This is a genomic window from Roseburia sp. AF02-12, from assembly GCF_003461765.1.
GTDB classification, from domain to species: Bacteria; Bacillota; Clostridia; order Lachnospirales; family Lachnospiraceae; genus Roseburia_C; species Roseburia_C amylophila.
Map to the genome: position 1 here is coordinate 1,609,280 of NZ_QTXS01000001.1, position 18,873 is coordinate 1,628,152.

Below are 18,873 nucleotides of genomic sequence, written 5' to 3' on the forward strand. Positions count from 1 at the left end.
CTGTTCTAAGGAGAATGCCCTGCAATTAAAGTTCTTTTTTATACTTCGAAGATTAAATCTCCATAAGATGGCATTGGCCATATATCTTTGTCAACAAGCATCTCTAACTTGTCAACCGGAGCTCTTAATGCATCCATTGTTGTTTTTACAACATCTCTGTAATATACAGCCTGATCTCTTCCCTCTTCCATTGTTCCACCTTTTTCTGTTACTTCTTCCAGTTTTGCCAAAGCAACCTTGGTCTCAGATAAGAGGTCAGATACTTCTGCCAGTAATTCTGTCTGAACACTGATGTCTGCATCACATACAGATTTTACAGCTGCTGCAGAAGTTGCAAGCTCTGTTGTATATTTGATAACTGCCGGGATAATCTGTTTTCCTGCAATATCAATCATAGCTTTTGCTTCGATGTTAATCTCTTTTGCGTAGGTCTCATATTCGATTTCTACACGGGAATCCAGCTCCGCTTTGGTAAATACACCAAAACGCTCGAATAAAGAAACTGCTTTTTCTGTATTCAGTGCCGGGATTGCATCTACCATGGACTTGATGTTTGGAAGTCCACGACGCTCTGCTTCCTCTACCCATTCATCAGAATATCCGTTTCCGTTGAATACGATTCTCTGATGCTCAGTTGCATATTTCTTAATCAGATCATGTACTGCCATATCAAAATCGTCTGCTTTTTCCAGTTCATCACACGCCTCAGAAAATGCTTCTGCTACGATTGTATTCAATACAACGTTTGGCTGTGCGATGGAATCCTGGGAACCAACCATACGGAACTCGAATTTGTTTCCGGTAAATGCAAACGGTGAAGTTCTGTTACGGTCTGTTGCATCTTTCATGAAGTCAGGCAATGTCTTAACACCAGTCTCTAATTTAGAACCAGCTAAACTGTGTGTAGCTTCTCCGGTGCAGATAAGCTGTGATAATACATCCTGTAACTGTTCTCCAAGATAGATAGAAACGATTGCTGGCGGTGCCTCGTTTGCTCCTAATCTGTGGTCGTTTCCAACGTCCGCTGCAGATTCACGAAGCAGATCTGCATGTTTATCTACTGCTTTTAAGATACAGGTAAGCACTAATAAGAACTGTACGTTCTCATGAGGTGTTTTGCCCGGCTCTAATAAGTTAATTCCATCATCTGTTGTGATAGACCAGTTGTTATGTTTTCCAGAACCATTGACACCTGCAAATGGCTTCTCATGAAGCAGACACTGTAAGCCATGACGACCGGCAACCTTCTTTAAGGTTTCCATTACTAACTGGTTGTGGTCTACTGCTACGTTTGCTTCGGAGTAGATTGGAGCTAACTCATGCTGTGCAGGAGCAACTTCGTTATGCTGTGTCTTTGCAGATACACCAAGTTTCCATAATTCTTTATTTACATCTCTCATGTATGCTGCAATTCTCTCACGGATGATTCCGAAGTAATGGTCATCCATTTCCTGTCCTTTTGGAGGCATTGCTCCAAATAAGGTACGTCCGGTAAAGATTAAATCTTTTCTCTTTAAATATTTTTCTCTGTCTACGATGAAATATTCCTGCTCCGGTCCAACGGAAGGAGTTACTTTCTTAGATGTTGTATTTCCAAATAATCTTAAAAGCCGGAGAGACTGGGTATTAATTGCTTCCATGGAACGAAGTAACGGTGTCTTCTGGTCCAATGCTTCTCCTGTGTAGGAGCAGAAAGCGGTAGGAATGCAAAGAGTTGCTCCTGCTGCATCCTGTCTTACGAATGCCGGCGAAGTACAATCCCATGCTGTATATCCTCTTGCCTCAAAGGTTGCTCTTAATCCACCGGATGGAAAAGAAGATGCATCCGGCTCACCTTTGATTAATTCCTTACCTGAAAAGCTCATCAAAACTTTACCGTTTGGCATTGGTGCTGTAATAAAGGAATCATGTTTCTCAGCAGTTACTCCTGTTAATGGCTGGAACCAGTGTGTATAATGGGTAGCTCCTTTTTCGATTGCCCACTCTTTCATCTCATGTGCCACTACGTCTGCTGTCTCAAGGTCTAATTCTTTTCCCTCTTCGATTACTTCTCTTAACTTTTTGTAGGTCTTTTTCGGAAGACGTTCCTGCATTACTGCATCATTGAATACGTTCTCGCCGAAAATATCTGCTACATTGAAATATTCTGTCTCACTCATACTATACATCCTTTCTGCCTCTCACCATAAATCCCCTGAGAAATATGATTTTTATTTTCTGCAATCAATGTATGACTTCTCTCCTCCGGTAATTCCCCAGATATAGAAAAAAGGGCATTCCAATTCCTTTGGAACACCCTTGTTCGTCACGCACATTTCATCTGCTATATCTAAAATACATGAAACTTTCTAAAAAATCAAGTCAAAGTTTATATTTTTTTTATTTTTGATACATTCTACAAATTTGTGCAAAATAATACACATTTTTTGTCGATTTTATCAATCGCCGGTTTCGAAATCAGTTGCTGCCAGGCGGTACTGCATACCCATTCTCATCTGCAACTACTTTTTCCGTGCCCTCTTCTGTACTTTTTAATGTACGCATTCCGTGGTTTCCAGCATTTCAGGCAAGAAAGAATATGAAGAGTCTCTGAACTGAAATTATTCTTATCAAAGGCTAAGGAAGAAAACCTCAATGCACAGTACTTCTTATCATTAGTAAAGAAATATGCTGAATTTACAGAATTAAATGCTGAGATTATACGAGAATTCGATGACAAGATTATTGTATTCAAAGCAGAGAAAATGGATGGTCGCAGACAGCAGGAAATCCAAATTATCTACAACTGCATTAGTGCAGTTAATCTTCCTGCAAGCAAAAGAAAAAAATGGCATAGCCGGATTTCTCCGAAACTATGCCAATTTTTCAAAGGATAAAAATCCCTTACTTGCACCCTCTAACGGGCGGCCCTTATAAAAATCATTCTTATTCTGCTTTTCCAACAGAACCAAATAATTCCATTTTTTCTTTTACAGTAGCTTTGATTGCTTCTGCACCCGGAGCTAATAATTTACGTGGGTCAAATCCTTTGCCCTCTAAGTCCTTACCAGCTTCGATATATTTACGTGTAGCATCTGCGAAAGATAACTGACACTCTGTATTTACATTAATCTTAGATACGCCAAGAGAGATAGCTTTCTTAATCATATCTGCAGGAATTCCTGTACCACCGTGAAGTACTAATGGCATAGTTCCTGTCTTCTGCTGGATAGCGTCCAGAGTCTCGAAGGAAAGTCCTTTCCAGTTTGCCGGATATTTTCCGTGGATATTACCGATACCTGCTGCAAGCATATCTACACCAAGATCAGCGATTGTCTTACACTCGTTAGGATCTGCGCACTCGCCCATTCCAACTACTCCGTCTTCTTCTCCACCGATGGAACCAACCTCACACTCGATAGAAAGTCCAAGCTGATGAGCTACATTTACAAGCTCTGTAGACTTAGCAAGGTTCTCTTCAAATGGATAATGAGAACCATCAAACATGATAGATGTAAATCCAGCTTTGATACATTTATAACATCCTTCATATGTTCCATGATCTAAGTGAAGTGCTACAGGAACTGTGATTCCAAGTTCTTCATCCATAGCTTTTACCATAGCTGCAACGGTCTTAAAACCTGTCATATATTTTCCTGCACCTTCAGATACACCAAGAATTACAGGGGATTTTAATTCTTCTGCAGTTAACAGTATTGATTTTGTCCACTCAAGGTTGTTGATATTGAACTGGCCTACTGCATAATGACCAGCTTTTGCTTTTTTTAACATTTCTGTTGCTGATACTAACATTTTGATTCCTCCATTGTTTTTTTTCATTGTACCATGGCTTTTCTCAAAAATAAAGTTAAAAATATAACAATCATTTTACAGATGTTTCTTTATTCTTGACCATAATCTCCAAAGCCTGGTGCATATTTCTTATTTCCACTTCCTTATGGTCTCCCCCAAACTCACCATCTAAAGTCCATGGAATAATTTCTTCCGGATAAAACTTAATATTGCTGCTCTTAAATGAGTATACCAGGTCGGTATCATCCTTGCGGCTGGTTAATGCTGCAATAATCTCATTTAACTCCAGTGGATTCTTCGGTGCTTTAATCAGTGTCACCTCAAAAACACCGTCATCCAGGAGTACATTTTTACCTGTCAGGTTCTTAAATCCCCCCACAGAAATAGAATTGGTAATCATACCATAGATAAATTCGTCCTCTAATACCTCATCATCATATTCTACCCGCATCTTATAGACCGGAATGTCTAAAAGCTGTTTCATTCCTTCTAAAATATAAGCTGCGTGTCCTAATACATTCTTTAACTGCTGGCTGGTCTGATAAGATACTGCAGTAAACAGTCCAAATGCTGCCACATATACGAATGAATCTCCATTAAAATATCCTATATCTACCGGAAACCGTCTTCCCTTTACCGCTACATTTGCTGCCTTTAGCATGCTTTTAGGTATTCTTAAAGAATTGGCAAAGTCGTTGGTACTTCCTGCCGGAATATAACCAAGCAGTGTCTTTTCTTCACTTTCCATCATTCCGCTAACTGCTTCATCCAAAGTACCGTCTCCACCACTACAGACAATCAAATCATAATTCTTCGCTTCTTCTCTGACATGGTTCTGCGCATCCCCTTTGCTCTGTGTCGGATATATGGTTACTTCATAATCTGCCTTTACCATAATATCTACAATTTCTAACAGTTTATTCTTAATCAGTCCCTTGCCGGAATGTGGATTAAATATAAAAAGTAATTTCTTTTTCATTTTTTACATAACCTCTCTTTTCCTTCTAGCCCTCAGACAGGAACTGTTCCAATGTATCCAAGGCTTCCTTCTCGTCCTCACCCTCAGTAACAACTGTTACCATATCCTCATAATTCATTGCCAGTGACATCATACCCATAATGCTCTTCACATTTACTTTTTTATCTCCGGATTCAATATAAATACTGCTGGAAAAACGATTTGCAGTCTGAACAAGCAATGCAATGGGACTTGTTTCGACACCATTGACAAATTTAATGGTCACCTCTTTCTTCATCATATGTATTCCTCCTCATCCTTTTCATACTCTCATGTTTTCAGCAATTTCACTTATCTTTCTTAACCTGTGATTCACACCGGATTTTCCCACCGGTGGATTTAAGTATGCCCCCAGTTCCTTAAGAGGCGCTTCCGGGTGCTCCAAACGTACCTGTGCCATCTCGTAAAGATTATCCGGCAATTCCTGCAGTCGTCCCTTTTCCTGGATAAACTTAATATCTTCAATCTGCTTTACTGCAGCATTCACTGTCTTATTAATATTGGCAGTTTCACAATTTACCTGCCGGTTTACACTGTTACGCATCTCTTTCAAAATGCGTACATTTTCAAGGTTCATCAGTGCCACATGTGCTTCCATGATATTTAACATATCCACAATCTGTGCACCTTCTTTTAAGTATACCACATGGTGCTTCTTACGTTCCACCACTTTCGCATCCATGCCAAAGTCACTGATTACCGTCCTGAGCTGTTCTGCCTGTTGTGGCGTTGCACATACAATTTCAAAATGATAGGATTTATGCGGGTCACTCATGGAACCCGAAGCCAGAAATGCTCCTCTTACAAACGTCCTTCTACAGCAGGACTTCTGCAGCAACATTCCATTTACTGCCTGTCGGAACGGATGCAGTGAACCGTCCTCTTCCAAAAATTTAAGTGCCATTAATACCCTGCGCATGGCATCCTGTTCTTCTATATATAACACACCCGGATTCTGTTCAGATAACTCTGCACTGATGTCAAATGCCCGCTTCAAAAGCGTATAGCACTTTTTTGCCAATCCGGCATGTTCTGTTGCAATTTCCAATCTGGGATCTGCTCCCGTCAATATCATTCTTCCGGAAAAACTTATAATTGCTGCAAGTTCTGCTAACTGGCAGTGTCTGCTTTTACTTATATGCTTCTCCAGTTCCGCCTTTACTTCTCCCGAAAAAGACATCTCATATCTCCATCTAGTGCCGCATCGTATCCTTTTCAATGTCACGATGCTCTATCTTAATTCCAAACTGTTTCTGTTTCTCCAACCGTTTAAACAATTCATTGGCAAGGGTTACGGAACGATGCTTGCCTCCGGTACAGCCAATGGCAATTACCAGCTGGCTCTTCCCCTCTGTTATGTAATTCGGTATCAGAAATTTTATCATATCTTCTAATTTATCCAGAAATACGTGGGCTTCCTTATATTGCATCACAAAATCCTGAATCTCTTTATCATTACCATTCTTTGGGCGTAATCCTTCCACATAATACGGATTTGGCAGAAAACGTACATCAAACACCAAATCTGCATCTGCCGGAATTCCATACTTGAATCCAAAGGATAAAATTGTGATAAATAAATTCTTAAACTCCTGATTCTCTACAAATATTTTATTTAATTCTGTTTTTAATTCTCTGGTCAGCAGATGACTGGTATCTATAATGTAATTTGCCTGTTTCTTTAAGAATTCCAGTCTTCTTCTTTCTTCTTCGATGCCTTTATCGACACGCTCGCTTCCTGCCAGTGGATGACTTCTTCTGGTTTCTTTATAACGTTTTACCAGCACACCATCCTCTGCATCCAAAAACAGTACATCAAATTCTTTTCCTTCACCTCTCAGGTGGTCAAGAATATCCTGCAAATCTTCCAATGCCTGTCCGCTTCGGATATCCACACCCACAGCAACCTTCTGAAGCTCGGTATTTCTTAAATCTGCCAACTCTATAAACTTTTCAATCAGCGGAATCGGCAGATTATCGACACAATAAAATCCGATATCCTCCATCATCTTAAGTGCTGTACTCTTTCCCGCCCCGGACATTCCTGTCAGAATTACCAGTTTCATGAAAATTCTCCTAACCTTCTTACTTCCGGCTCCAGTCTTACCTGAAACTCCTGTTCTACTTTCTCCTGCACCCTGCGCATCAGCTCTTCCACTTCTGCTGCAGTTGCCTGCCCACGGTTTATAACAAAGCCGCAATGTTTCTCAGATACCTGGGCATCTCCCACACGATAGCCTCTTAACCCGGCATCCATAATCAGCTTTCCGGCAAAATAGCCTTCCGGCCGCTTAAAGGTACTTCCTGCACTTGGGAATTCCAACGGCTGCTTCTCCTGCCGTTTCTGGCGGAGTTCCTGCATGACAGCTTCAATTTTCTCTTTTTCTCCGGATACTAATTTTAACGTTACACCCAGCACTACTTCCCCGGTCTCCATAACACGGCTGTGTCTGTAACTTAAGGAAATCTCTTCTACCGGAACTTCTACCACTTCACCATCTTTGGTCAAAAGATCCGCAGATACTAAAATATCCTTCATCTCTCCGCCATAAGCACCGGCGTTCATCACAACTGCACCTCCGATGCTTCCCGGAATTCCTGCTGCAAATTCCATGCCGCCTAAGGATGCTTCCAGTGCCTTGTGCGCAACCTTCGAAAGCAATGCTCCCGCTTCAGCACGGATCATATTTTCCTTTACTTCAATGGAAGAAGCATTTGCGCCAAATTCAATGACCACTCCGGGAATTCCCTTATCGCCCACCAGAAGATTGCTTCCGTTTCCAATAATCGTATACGGAATCTTCTTTGCTCTGCACAATGTGATAACATCCACTGCCTCTTTTATGGTCGGCATCAGAAAAATCTCTGCCATGCCCCCAATCCGGAATGTGGTATGACGGCTCATCGGCTCCTGCAAGCGTATTCTGCTTTCATCTACAATTGTCTTAATGGCTTCTATCCAGTCTTCTCTCACAATTTGCTTCTCCCATTTTTTATTTCTCTATGAAGCCAAAAATGCTACATATCCTTTATATGCTTCATATAAATCTGCTTTACTGATAATCTCCCATGGTGCATGCATATTTAAAACTGCCACACCACTGTCAATTACCTGCATTCCATAATTTGCCAGAATATACGCGATGGTTCCGCCGCCACCCTGGTCTACTTTACCTAATTCTGCAGTCTGATAAAATACATTACCATCGTCCATCACTGCACGCAATTTTCCAACATATTCTGCACTGGCATCATTAGAACCTGACTTTCCTCTGGAACCGGTATATTTATTAAATACCATTCCTTTTCCAAAATATGCTGCATTTTTCTTATCCATAACGGACGGATAATTGGGGTCAAATGCCGCACTGACATCAGAGGATAATACATGGGAATTCTGCAATGCACGACGCAGTGCAAGTTCTGTATACTGTCCTGCTGCTGCCATCACTTCTGCTGTCATATTTTCAAAAAATCTCGACTGCATCCCGGTTGCTCCCACGCTGCCGATTTCTTCTTTATCTACCAGGAGACATACACTGGTATATTCCGGTGTTTCATTTTTTGCCAGCATTGCCTCAAAGGATGGATACGCACAGACTCTGTCATCATGTCCGTACCCCATAATCATGCTCCGGTCAAGTCCATAATCTCTTGCTTCTCCGGCTGGTACCACTTCAATCTCTGCGGACAGGAAATCTTCTTCCTCAATTTCATATTCCTCTTTTAAGATTCCAAGGATATTTTCTTTTACCGTATCCTTGGCATTTTCTTTTTCTTCACCTGCAAGCGGAATACTTCCAATCAGAAGGTCTAAGTTTTCTCCTTCAATAACCTTTGCTGCTTTCTTTTCCATCTGCTCACCGGCAAGATGAATCAGTAAATCACTGACACCAAATACCGGATCTCCCGGCTTATCTCCAATATTTACCTCTACTACACTTCCGTCTTTCTTTGCCACTACACCATGCAATGCCAGCGGAAGTGTTACCCACTGGTATTTCTTCACACCACCATAATAATGGGTATCTAACATAGCAAGCCCGGTATCTTCATAGAATGGATTCTGTTTTAAATCCATTCTCGGAGAATCCACATGTGCGCCGAGAATCCGCATGCCCTCTTCCATTGGTTTCTTTCCTACAATGAACATAGCAAGTGCTTTTCCATTATTATCTGCATACACTCTTGCACCGGATTCCAGTTTTATTCCTTCTGCAATCACTTTCTTTATATCAAGATATCCTGCTGCCTCTGCCCGCTCTACAAAAGTGCGTACACATTCTCTTTCTGTCTTACATGCTGATATAAATTTACGATACTCTTCTGCAAATTCAAAAACTTTCTTCTTCTCTTCTTCACTGTAATGATTCCATGCTACTTCTCGTTCCATATGAATGAATCTCCTTTTACTCTTCTTCCTCGTCGTCCTTCTTGTTCAGATTTTCCTGTACACGACGATACAATTCCTGAGCTGCATTGTAACCCATCTTCTTCTGTCTGTGGTTAACGGCTGCAGCCTCGCAGATAACTGCCAGATTTCGGCCTGGACGGATTGGAAGGGAATGACATACTACTTTATTTCCAAGTAACTCTGTATATTCTTCCTCAAGACCAAGGCGGTCATACTCATTATCCTTCTTCCAGTCTTCCAGTTTAATTACAAGGTCGATATTCTGTTTCTCTTTTACACACTCAACACCGAACAAAGTCTTTACATCAATGATTCCGATACCTCTTAACTCAATGAAGTATCTGGTGATATCCGGTGATGTGCCGGTTAAGGTATGCTCATTAATTTTACGGATTTCTACCACATCATCTGTTACCAGACGATGTCCTCGCTTAATCAGTTCCAGTGCTGCTTCACTCTTACCGATTCCGCTTTCACCGGTAATCAGAAGTCCCTCACCGTAAACGTCTACCAGCACACCATGGATGGTAATACACGGAGCAAGCTCTTCACTCAAAAGATAAATCAGCTCCGCCATGAATTCTGATGTGCTTCTGCCTGTTCCGAATACCGGAACATTATTTTCCTTTGCCCTCTGTAAGAACAGGTCATCCGGCTGTAAATCCCTGCAGAAAATAACACATGGTATATCATATTTTAAGAACCGGCTGTAAATGCTGTCCTTTTCTGAATCATTCAAATGCTGCAGGTATGTATATTCTACCATACCGATAATCTGTACACGGGACTGCTCGAAATGTTCAAAATATCCGCTCAGCTGTAACGCCGGACGGTTTACATCCGCAAGTCTGATGCGGTGTCCCTTTAATTCCATATCCTCAATATATTTCTTTAACTGCAGTTTTTTTACAATTTTCTCAATTCCTACACCTTCCATGGCATGACTCCTTCCCTATCTTCACCCCTGTATTTTTTATAATTCTTTACTGTTCTAATAATTTGAAACGTTCTACCAGTTCATCTAAAGAAGTTGCCTCTGCAGACAATTCTTCACTGGTTGCTGATGCCTCCTGGGATGCTGCAGAATTGGTCTGAATAACATCATCAATCTGTTTTACACCATCTTCAATTTCTTTTACTGACACTGCCTGGCGGTCAGATGCAATTCTGATATTAGCAACTTCTGTAATAATAGCATCCAGTTCTGTAATAACCTTATTTAATGATTCCGATGTCTGCTGTGTTACTTCGTTTCCATGTTCTACTTCTACCTGGTTTGTCTCCAGTAAATGCTTGGATGTCTCTGCAGATTCTGCACTGCTTTCAGCCAGCATACGAATCTGCTCCGCAACAACTGCAAATCCCTTTCCTGCTTCTCCGGCTCTTGCAGCCTCAATGGATGCATTCAGGGAAAGAAGGTTGGTCTGGCTTGCAATACCATCAATTTCAGTAATAACTCTTTCCAGCTCTTTGGATGTTGTCGAGATACGTTCCATTGCCTCCATAAGTTCCCGCATCTTGTTCTGGCTGACATTTGCTTCTATTCCTACGCTCTTTGCACGGTCATGTACAATATCTGTTGACTTGCTGTTTGCAACAACCTGTTCTGTAACCTTTGAAACATTCTCCACCAGATTATCTACTGCAATAGACTGGTCTGTTGCACCCTTTGCCAGATCCTGGGAGCTGATTGCAAGCTGTTCAGAGCCGGCGGCTACCTGATTAGATGATTCCTTAATCAGACATAATGTACTGCTTACGTTCTGGATGGTGCTTACCAGTTCTTCCATCACAGTTTCAAATTCTCCCACATATGCTTCTTTGCATGAAGAACGTACGGTATAATTACCCTGTGCAAATTCTTTTAAAATATTCTGTAAATCGCCAACAATTTTCTGTAAAGTATCTTCCATATTACGGAACCGGTTTGCCAGTTCTCCGATTTCATCTTCAGACTGATAAGTTACTTTCTCATGCAATTCTCCATGGGAAAGATGCTCTGCTACATCTTCTAATTCCCGGATTGGTTTTACAATATAATAAATTAACCACTTGGATTCCCGGCCAGTTAAAGTAACACTTACTACTACAATTGTCAGCATAATCACAATGCAGATAACCAGAACCGGAATACGGAACGCATCCGGTACCACTGCCAGCAGAATCAATCCCAGACTGGCTAGTGCTACTGTTGCAAAATACAGCCTGAATATCATGTTAAATGCATCATTAACTTTTTTCTTGATACTTTTGTTTTTGAATTTTTCTTCTTTGGTCATAGTGATTCTCCTTTTTCTTTTTATTTTTCCTCTCCCCTGTGGAAAAAGCGGAATACTTCTTCCGCTGCTTTTTCGTTCATCGCTTCTGTCCCAGACAATTCTTCTATGGATGCACTGCGAATTGCGTCTAAGGACTGGAACCTTCGCATCAGCGCCTTTCTTCGTGCCGGCCCGATTCCCGGGATATCATCCAGCACAGAATGCACCTGTTCCTTACTTCGTAAAGAACGATGATATTCTATAGCAAACCGATGTGCTTCATCCTGTATTCTTGTAATCAGATGAAATCCTTCACCGGAAGTGTCTATCGGTATCTCTATATTCTGATAATATAATCCTCTCGTCCTGTGATGATCATCTTTTACCATTCCACAGACCGGTATGGAAAGATGCAGTTCATCCAGCACCTGAAGAGCAATATTTACCTGACCTCTTCCACCATCCATCATAATCAAATCCGGGAATTTTGTAAATCCCCCATATTGGTCATCCAGCCCTTTTTTTTGTAAAATTTTCCTTTCTTCCTGTCCATGGGTAAATCTGCGGGTCAGAACCTCGTGCATGGATGCATAATCATCCGGTCCCGTGATAGTTCTTAACTTAAATTTCCGGTAATCACTGCGCTGTGGTTTTCCCTTTTCATAAACCACCATGGAACCTACCGTTTCAAATCCATTGATATTGGAAATATCATAGGCTTCCACGCGTTCTAACTTTTCTAAATCCAGCCAGGATGCAATTTCTTTCATTGCACCGATTGTCCTGCCTTCTTCACGCTTTAGTTTTTCCCTGTCCTGGGACAATACCAGTGCGGCATTTTTCTCTGCCAGCTCTACCAGTTTTTCCTTCATTCCTTTCTGTGGTACCCGGAGTACTACCTTCTGACCACGCTTCTTAGTCAGCCAGTCTTCAATAACTGCCGCATCCTCAACTGCATATTGCAGCATGATTTCCTTTGGGATATATGGTGTTCCGGAATAGAACTGCTTTAAAAATGTTGCCAGTATCTGTTCCTTACTGTCTTCATTGGCAATAGTTACATAAAAATGTTCTCTTCCTATAAGCCTTCCGCTCCGGATAAAGAATACCTGGACTACTGCATCCCGGTCATCGGCTGCAAGAGCTATTATATCTTTATCTTCTCCATCGGAACTGGTGATTTTCTGCTTCTGTGCCACCTGTTTTACACTGTTTAAAAGTTCCCGGTACTCAATTGCCCGCTCAAAATCCATATTTTCCGATGCCTGCATCATACGCTCTTCTAATTCTTTTAAAACCGGCTGATAATTGCCATTTAAGAAATCTACTGCCTGATTGATTTTCTCCCGGTACTCCTCTTTGGAAATATAACCCTGACAGGGTGCCTGACACTGATGAATATGGTAATTAAGGCACGGACGTTCTTTTCCAATATCTCTTGGCAATACCCGGTTGCAGGTTCTTAAATGATAAATTTTTTTCAACAAATCTATCGTATCTTTCACCGCACCGGCACTGGTATATGGACCAAAATATCTGGATTTGTCTTTTTTCAGCTGACGGCAAAAGAGAACCCTGGGAAATTCTTCCCCCAGAGTCACCTTTATATAGGGATAAGTCTTATCATCCCGGAGCATGGTATTATACTTCGGTCTGTACTCTTTTATTAAATTGCATTCTAATACCAGTGCTTCTAATTCCGAATCAGTGATAATATATTCAAACCGGGTAATCTTCTTTACCATCTGGTCTTTCTTGATTCCTTCGTCATGACACGCCTGAAAATACTGACGTACCCGGTTTCGAAGGCTTACTGCCTTACCTACATAGATAATGGCATCACTGGCATCATGCATGATATAGACCCCCGGCTGATCCGGAAGCTTCTTTAATTCTTCTTTAATATTAAACGTCATTCCCGTTCTCTTCTTTTTGGTCTTCTTCCTTCTTTTCCTCATCCGGATCCGGCAGCCCTTTTAACTCACGGAATATCTTCATAAATTCTTTACCCGTAATGGTTTCATGTTCATATAAATAATCCGCAATATGGTCTAATACCTCGCGATTCTCTTCTAAGAGCTGATATGCCTCCTGATAGCAGTTATGAATCATGGTACGGACTTCTTCATCAATCTGTGCCGCTGTCTCATCGCCGCAATTCAAATGTGCTGCACCATCCAGATATGCATTATCTACAGAAGCCAAACTCATCATGCCAAATTTATCTGACATACCAAACTGTGTAATCATTGCCCTTGCAATCTTGGTCGCATTTTCAATATCATTTGCTGCTCCACTGGTTGCAGAATGGAATACCAGTTCTTCTGCTGCACGGCCTGCCATATAAGTCGTTATCTTGGCAATTAATTCATCCTTGGTCTCAAGAAATTTCTCTTCTTCCGGTGTCTGCAAGGTGTATCCCAATGCCCCCATGGTTCTTGGTACGATAGTAATTTTCTGTACCGGTTCTGTATTCTTCTGTAATGCAGTAACCATTGCATGACCTACTTCATGATAAGAAACAATCTTCTTCTCATGATTACTCATGGCACGGTCTTTCTTCTCTTTTCCACCAACTGCCACGATTTCAAAGGCTTCAAACAAATCACTCTGATTTACAAATTTACGGTTATGTTTTACTGCATTAATAGCAGCTTCATTAATCATATTTGCAAGATCGGAGCCAACCAGTCCTGCACTTGCCAGAGCAATTGCTTCCAAATCTACGGATTCATCCATATGCACATCTTTGGAGTGTACCTTCAGCGTCTCAAGACGACCCTTCAAATCCGGTTTGTCTACAATAATTCTACGGTCAAACCGGCCTGGGCGAAGTAACGCTTTATCCAGTACTTCCGGGCGGTTTGTTGCTGCCAGAACCAAAAGTCCCTTTGAAGTATCAAATCCATCCATCTCTGCCAGCAGCTGGTTTAAGGTCTGCTCACGCTCATCATTTCCACCGCCGAATCTGCTGTCACGGCTCTTGCCGATGGCATCAATCTCATCAATAAATATGATACATGGCGCCTGTTTCTGGGCATCCTTAAACAAATCTCTTACCCGGGATGCACCGACACCTACAAACATCTCTACAAAGTCAGAACCGGCCAGTGAGAAGAACGGAACATTTGCTTCTCCGGCAACTGCCTTGGCAAGCAGCGTTTTACCGGTTCCAGGAGGTCCTACAAGCAATGCTCCCTTCGGAAGTTTTGCTCCGATTTCACGGTATTTTTTCGGATTATGCAGGAAATCTACCACTTCCTGTAAAGATTCTTTTGCTTCATCCTGTCCGGCAACATCCTTAAAGGTTACACCGGTTGTCTTTTCTACATATACTTTGGCATTGCTCTTGCCGACTCCCATCATTCCGCCGCCGGCCTTCTTCATGACTGCGCCAAAAATAATCCAGATAATAATCAAAGGCAATACAATACTTAAAATATTAAATACCCATGTCGATGTATTATTCGGAATATATCCGTCAATTTCTACCTTGTGTTTATTTAAGAGATCTAATAATTTTTCATCTTTAATAAATCCGGTATAATAGGTCATCTTTACCAGCGTCTTATCATCTGACTTTGGTGTGATATTATACTGGTTTGCACCTACTTCGACCTTTTCTACCTTGTCATCCTTTACCATCTGGACAAATTCCGTATAGGTAATCCGCTGGGAAGTCATATCTGCACTGCAACGGTTTAAAAGACTCATAAAGAACAGCGTCACAAGAGTAATGATAACAAATGCCAGTATCATCTGGCCATTACCGCCCTTTTTATCGCCGTTCTGATTATTATTCCCATTATTCTGGTTATTATTTCCACCATTCTGATTATTATTTCCATTATTAAACAGGTTATCCATTGTATCCTCCGTATATGATTCTCGAAACTCTCCCAAAATATAGTTCTTATTATATGTAATCTGCCCGGATAAATCAATAATAACTCTGTTAAGTTTTCCTTTCTTTTCTAAATATTTTATAAATTTTTGTGGATTTATTTTTACTGTCGTTGTATAATAGACTAAGTTTGAGAAAAAATGAGACCGACGGCGCATTCACTGTCGGTCTATCTAAGTTTTAACCATATACACACATTTAAGGAGGAACTACCATGCCTGTAAAATACGTCTTTGTCACCGGTGGAGTTGTTTCCGGTCTCGGAAAAGGCATTACTGCTGCATCACTTGGCCGTCTGTTAAAAGCCAGAGGCTACAAGGTTACCATGCAGAAATTTGACCCGTATATCAATATTGACCCGGGTACCATGAACCCAATCCAGCACGGTGAAGTTTTCGTTACCGATGATGGAGCAGAAACCGACCTGGATTTAGGCCATTATGAACGTTTCATTGACGAAAGTCTTACCAAGAATTCTAACGTTACTACCGGAAAGGTTTACTGGTCTGTACTTCAGAAAGAACGCCGTGGAGACTTTGGTGGAGGTACTGTTCAGGTAATTCCACATATTACCAATGAAATCAAGAGCCGATTCTACCGTAACTTTACTTCCAATGATACCCATATTGCCATCATTGAAGTAGGTGGTACTGTCGGAGATATTGAAAGCCAGCCTTTCTTAGAGTCCATCAGACAGTTCCAGCATGAAGTCGGACATGAAAATGCAATTCTGATTCATGTAACACTGATTCCTTATATCAAGGCATCCGGTGAATTAAAGACCAAACCGACACAGTCCAGCGTAAAAGAATTACAGGGAATGGGTATCCAGCCGGATATTATCGTATGCCGTTCCGAGCATCCTTTAGACCAGGGCTTAAAAGATAAAATTGCTTTATTCTGTAATGTGCCAAATGACCATGTGCTGCAGAATCTGGACGTAGAATATCTCTACGAAGCACCACTTGCCATGGAAAAAGAAAATCTGGCAAAGGTTGCCTGCGATTCTCTTCATCTTCCATGTCCGGAGCCGGATTTAAAAGACTGGACCGATATGGTTGAAGCATTACGCAATCCGATTCAGGAAGTAAATATCTCCTTAGTCGGAAAATATACACAGCTTCATGATGCTTATATCTCTGTTGTAGAAGCATTAAAACATGGTGGAATTGCCGAGCGTGCAACCGTTAATTTAAACTGGGTAGATTCCGAATTATTAAATGATGAAAATGCAGAAGAAATTCTTGGTAATTCTGACGGAATTATTGTACCGGGTGGTTTCGGTGACCGTGGTGTAGAAGGAATGATTACTGCTGCAAAATATGCAAGAGAACATAAAATTCCATACCTTGGTCTCTGTCTTGGTATGCAGGTTGCTATCATTGAATATGCAAGACACGTCTGCAGACTCAATGACGCGCACAGCATCGAATTGGATCCGAATACCACACATCCTGTCATTGCTCTGATGCCGGATCAGGATGGCATTGAAGACATCGGTGGAACCTTACGTCTCGGTTCTTACCCATGTGTTCTGGATACTGATTCCCTTGCTTATCAGGTTTACGGAGAAGAAACCATCCACGAAAGACATCGTCACAGATACGAAGTGAACAATGATTACCGTAACATTCTTACCGAAAACGGTATGAAGCTGTGTGGTCTTTCTCCAGATGGACGTATCGTAGAAATGGTAGAAATTCCTGGACACCCTTGGTTCGTTGCAACCCAGGCCCATCCAGAATTAAAATCCAGACCAAACCGTCCACATCCTTTATTCAAAGGCTTTATTAAAGCAGCAACTGAAATCAGAAAGCAGAAATAGACTTTATTTTAAAAACAGCCTGTGATTTTCATGATACATCATGAAAATCACAGGCTGTTTCTGTTTTACAAATATAACCAAAAATCAAAGCAGTACTGCTTACTTTCTTTCTCCGTCTAAGAAACGCATCTCGCCCTCTTCCCCTTCTTCCGGTTTTGAGAAGCCAATCATTCTGGCCTTTTCTCCATTTAAAAGACGCAGGCACTGTGGACAAAGTGTTCCAAAGGAAACCGGCTGTCCGCACCGGGAACAATAATTCGACATAATACCTGCTTTATCCTTTTCTTTATATTCAATTCTTCCCTCTTTAATCCACTGCTTTACCATCCGTACCGGAATATCAAAATACTCTGCCACCTGATATTCATTTACATCATTGTTTCGTACAAATTCCCTCACTTTATCAAAAAGAAGCAGTTCCTCACAGGCATAACAGTATTCCCTGTCTGACAAAGGCGGCAATGCCTTTCTGCACATCTTACAATACTTAACTTCTGTCTCCATTCTTCCCATCACCTGCTAACTGTATTTATTCTGTATCCTCTGAAGATATGTCACATATTTTTCTCTCATCTCTGCCGGCTCGATAATCTCAACCTTTTCTCCAAGGCCACAAAGCCAGCCGTAAAACTGTCCGCTGACTGCCACATGAAGTCTTGCTCTAAAATGCATATCATCTGCTTTTCTGACTTTTACTTCCTGCCCAAACCGGTCAATCACCACGCCAATCATATCATTTTCACAAAGCAGTGTCACCGTTTCTTCCTCACCGGCAAACATACCAAAAGTTTTCTTTGAATAAGATGCAATATCAAAGGTTTCAAACTGCTTAAGACCTTCCCGCTTCTTTCTGGTCAGTGAAATCTTAAGCATCTTATCCACGCGGAAATGCTTGATAATCTTATCTTCCTCATCATATGCTATGAGATAATAATTCTCATCATCCCAGGAAAGCACCAGCGGACTCACCTCGTAAAATGCTCCGTCCCGTCGAAGCTCCATTTCTTTTTCGATATTCCACGAAAAATACTGGAAACGGATTTTTACATCTCCGGAAATTCCGTTGTAAATCATATCAATGTTATAATAAATATTCTCATTAATGGTCTTATTCCGGTTGGTTACCACTACCTGACGCTGAAGCTGTTTTGCCTCATAGACGCTGACCAGCTTCTCCAACTTATGTATCAGCTCTCTTGATTTCTTCTGTGTAATGAACTTCGATGACTGCACCGCATCCACCAAAAGTTTCAATTCTGCCAGTTCAAAATCACGGCTTCCGATATAATATCCGCCTCGGTACTCCTGTTCCCTTAAAATATCCACGCCAAAGTCCTGCAGCATCTCCAAATCCCGATAAATACTTTTGCGTTCTGCCGAAATACCTTTCTGATTCAGATATGCTATAATATCCCTCATCCTGACAGCATGCTTCTCATCCGTCTGTTCATACAGCAGTTCTAATATATATAATATTTTCAGTTTCTGATGCTCTGTTTTTCCCATAGTTCTAGTATAGCATAGGGCAAAACTTTGTGATACCTGTTTTTCAAATTTTCTGACATTTTCTCGTCACTCGCCCAAATTATGTTTTTCATTTTACTGTAAAAAAGGAATTGTCACCCATTCCAATTCATGTTATAATATGTATAAATAAAGATT

General features: G+C 41.2%; 16 protein-coding genes. 2 read left to right on the forward strand and 14 right to left on the reverse strand.

The features are described 5' to 3' along the window. Window positions 1–38: 38 nt before the first annotated feature. A complete protein-coding gene (locus DV740_RS07930) occupies window positions 39–2,159 on the reverse strand; it encodes a glutamine synthetase III family protein (RefSeq protein ID WP_117842224.1) in 2,121 nt (706 codons plus the stop codon). 435 nt (window positions 2,160–2,594) lie between these two features. Here DV740_RS07930 and DV740_RS15415 point away from each other — a divergent pair, with 435 nt between their 5' ends. Continuing rightward, window positions 2,595–2,876, forward strand: a complete 282-nt coding sequence (locus DV740_RS15415; protein WP_242994275.1) for a DUF4368 domain-containing protein — start codon at window positions 2,595–2,597, stop codon at window positions 2,874–2,876. Between the two features lie 49 nt (window positions 2,877–2,925). Here the strand turns inward: DV740_RS15415 and fba are convergent, their stop codons facing one another. The 11 genes from fba to ftsH all read right to left on the reverse strand — a co-directional run bounded on the left by fba (window position 2,926) and on the right by ftsH (window position 15,349). Next, complete coding sequence (fba, locus tag DV740_RS07940) at window positions 2,926–3,792, reverse strand: class II fructose-1,6-bisphosphate aldolase (RefSeq protein WP_022243577.1); 867 nt, start codon at window positions 3,790–3,792, stop codon at window positions 2,926–2,928. A 70-nt stretch (window positions 3,793–3,862) separates the two neighbouring features. Continuing rightward, window positions 3,863–4,771, reverse strand: a complete 909-nt coding sequence (locus DV740_RS07945) for a diacylglycerol/lipid kinase family protein (protein WP_117696671.1) — start codon at window positions 4,769–4,771, stop codon at window positions 3,863–3,865. A 25-nt stretch (window positions 4,772–4,796) separates the two neighbouring features. Continuing rightward, entirely contained in the window at window positions 4,797–5,051 is a 255-nt protein-coding gene (locus tag DV740_RS07950) for an HPr family phosphocarrier protein (RefSeq protein ID WP_118087803.1), read from the reverse strand. Window positions 5,052–5,072: 21 nt separating this feature from the next. Further along, window positions 5,073–5,990 carry a DNA-binding protein WhiA gene (gene whiA / locus DV740_RS07955; RefSeq protein WP_022243580.1) on the reverse strand — a complete coding sequence of 306 codons (918 nt, stop codon included), beginning with the start codon at window positions 5,988–5,990 and terminating at the stop codon, window positions 5,073–5,075. A gap of 13 nt (window positions 5,991–6,003) precedes the next feature. Then, the gene (gene rapZ / locus DV740_RS07960; protein ID WP_118087804.1) at window positions 6,004–6,876 is read right to left on the reverse strand and encodes an RNase adapter RapZ; all 873 of its coding nucleotides are present in this window, start codon (window positions 6,874–6,876) and stop codon (window positions 6,004–6,006) included. Further along, entirely contained in the window at window positions 6,873–7,784 is a 912-nt protein-coding gene (gene murB, locus DV740_RS07965; protein WP_117842223.1) for a UDP-N-acetylmuramate dehydrogenase, read from the reverse strand. The genes rapZ and murB overlap by 4 nt, the downstream gene beginning before the upstream one ends. Window positions 7,785–7,811: 27 nt before the next feature. Beyond that, on the reverse strand, window positions 7,812–9,203 hold the full coding sequence (locus DV740_RS07970; RefSeq protein WP_117696662.1) for an aminopeptidase: 1,392 nt from the start codon (window positions 9,201–9,203) through the stop codon (window positions 7,812–7,814). 16 nt (window positions 9,204–9,219) lie between these two features. Further along, window positions 9,220–10,161: an HPr(Ser) kinase/phosphatase gene (gene hprK / locus DV740_RS07975; RefSeq protein ID WP_118087805.1), complete on the reverse strand. Its 942-nt coding sequence runs from the start codon at window positions 10,159–10,161 to the stop codon at window positions 9,220–9,222. Between the two features lie 46 nt (window positions 10,162–10,207). Then, complete coding sequence (locus DV740_RS07980; protein WP_117842222.1) at window positions 10,208–11,503, reverse strand: methyl-accepting chemotaxis protein; 1,296 nt, start codon at window positions 11,501–11,503, stop codon at window positions 10,208–10,210. Window positions 11,504–11,523: 20 nt separating this feature from the next. Then, entirely contained in the window at window positions 11,524–13,398 is a 1,875-nt protein-coding gene (uvrC, locus tag DV740_RS07985) for an excinuclease ABC subunit UvrC (protein ID WP_242994249.1), read from the reverse strand. Then, window positions 13,388–15,349 carry an ATP-dependent zinc metalloprotease FtsH gene (ftsH, locus tag DV740_RS07990; protein WP_118087807.1) on the reverse strand — a complete coding sequence of 654 codons (1,962 nt, stop codon included), beginning with the start codon at window positions 15,347–15,349 and terminating at the stop codon, window positions 13,388–13,390. The genes uvrC and ftsH overlap by 11 nt, the downstream gene beginning before the upstream one ends. Window positions 15,350–15,600: 251 nt before the next feature. On the opposite strand from ftsH, the gene DV740_RS07995 reads away from it, so the two are divergent. Then, entirely contained in the window at window positions 15,601–17,211 is a 1,611-nt protein-coding gene (locus tag DV740_RS07995) for a CTP synthase (RefSeq protein WP_117947730.1), read from the forward strand. A 99-nt stretch (window positions 17,212–17,310) separates the two neighbouring features. Here DV740_RS07995 and DV740_RS08000 read toward each other — a convergent pair whose 3' ends face one another. Both DV740_RS08000 and DV740_RS08005 read right to left on the reverse strand, forming a co-directional pair. Then, complete coding sequence (locus DV740_RS08000) at window positions 17,311–17,715, reverse strand: hypothetical protein (RefSeq protein WP_022243589.1); 405 nt, start codon at window positions 17,713–17,715, stop codon at window positions 17,311–17,313. Window positions 17,716–17,730: 15 nt separating this feature from the next. After that, window positions 17,731–18,717 (reverse strand): helix-turn-helix transcriptional regulator, encoded by a 987-nt coding sequence (locus DV740_RS08005; protein ID WP_118087808.1) that lies wholly within the window; start codon window positions 18,715–18,717, stop codon window positions 17,731–17,733. Window positions 18,718–18,873 lie beyond the last annotated feature (156 nt).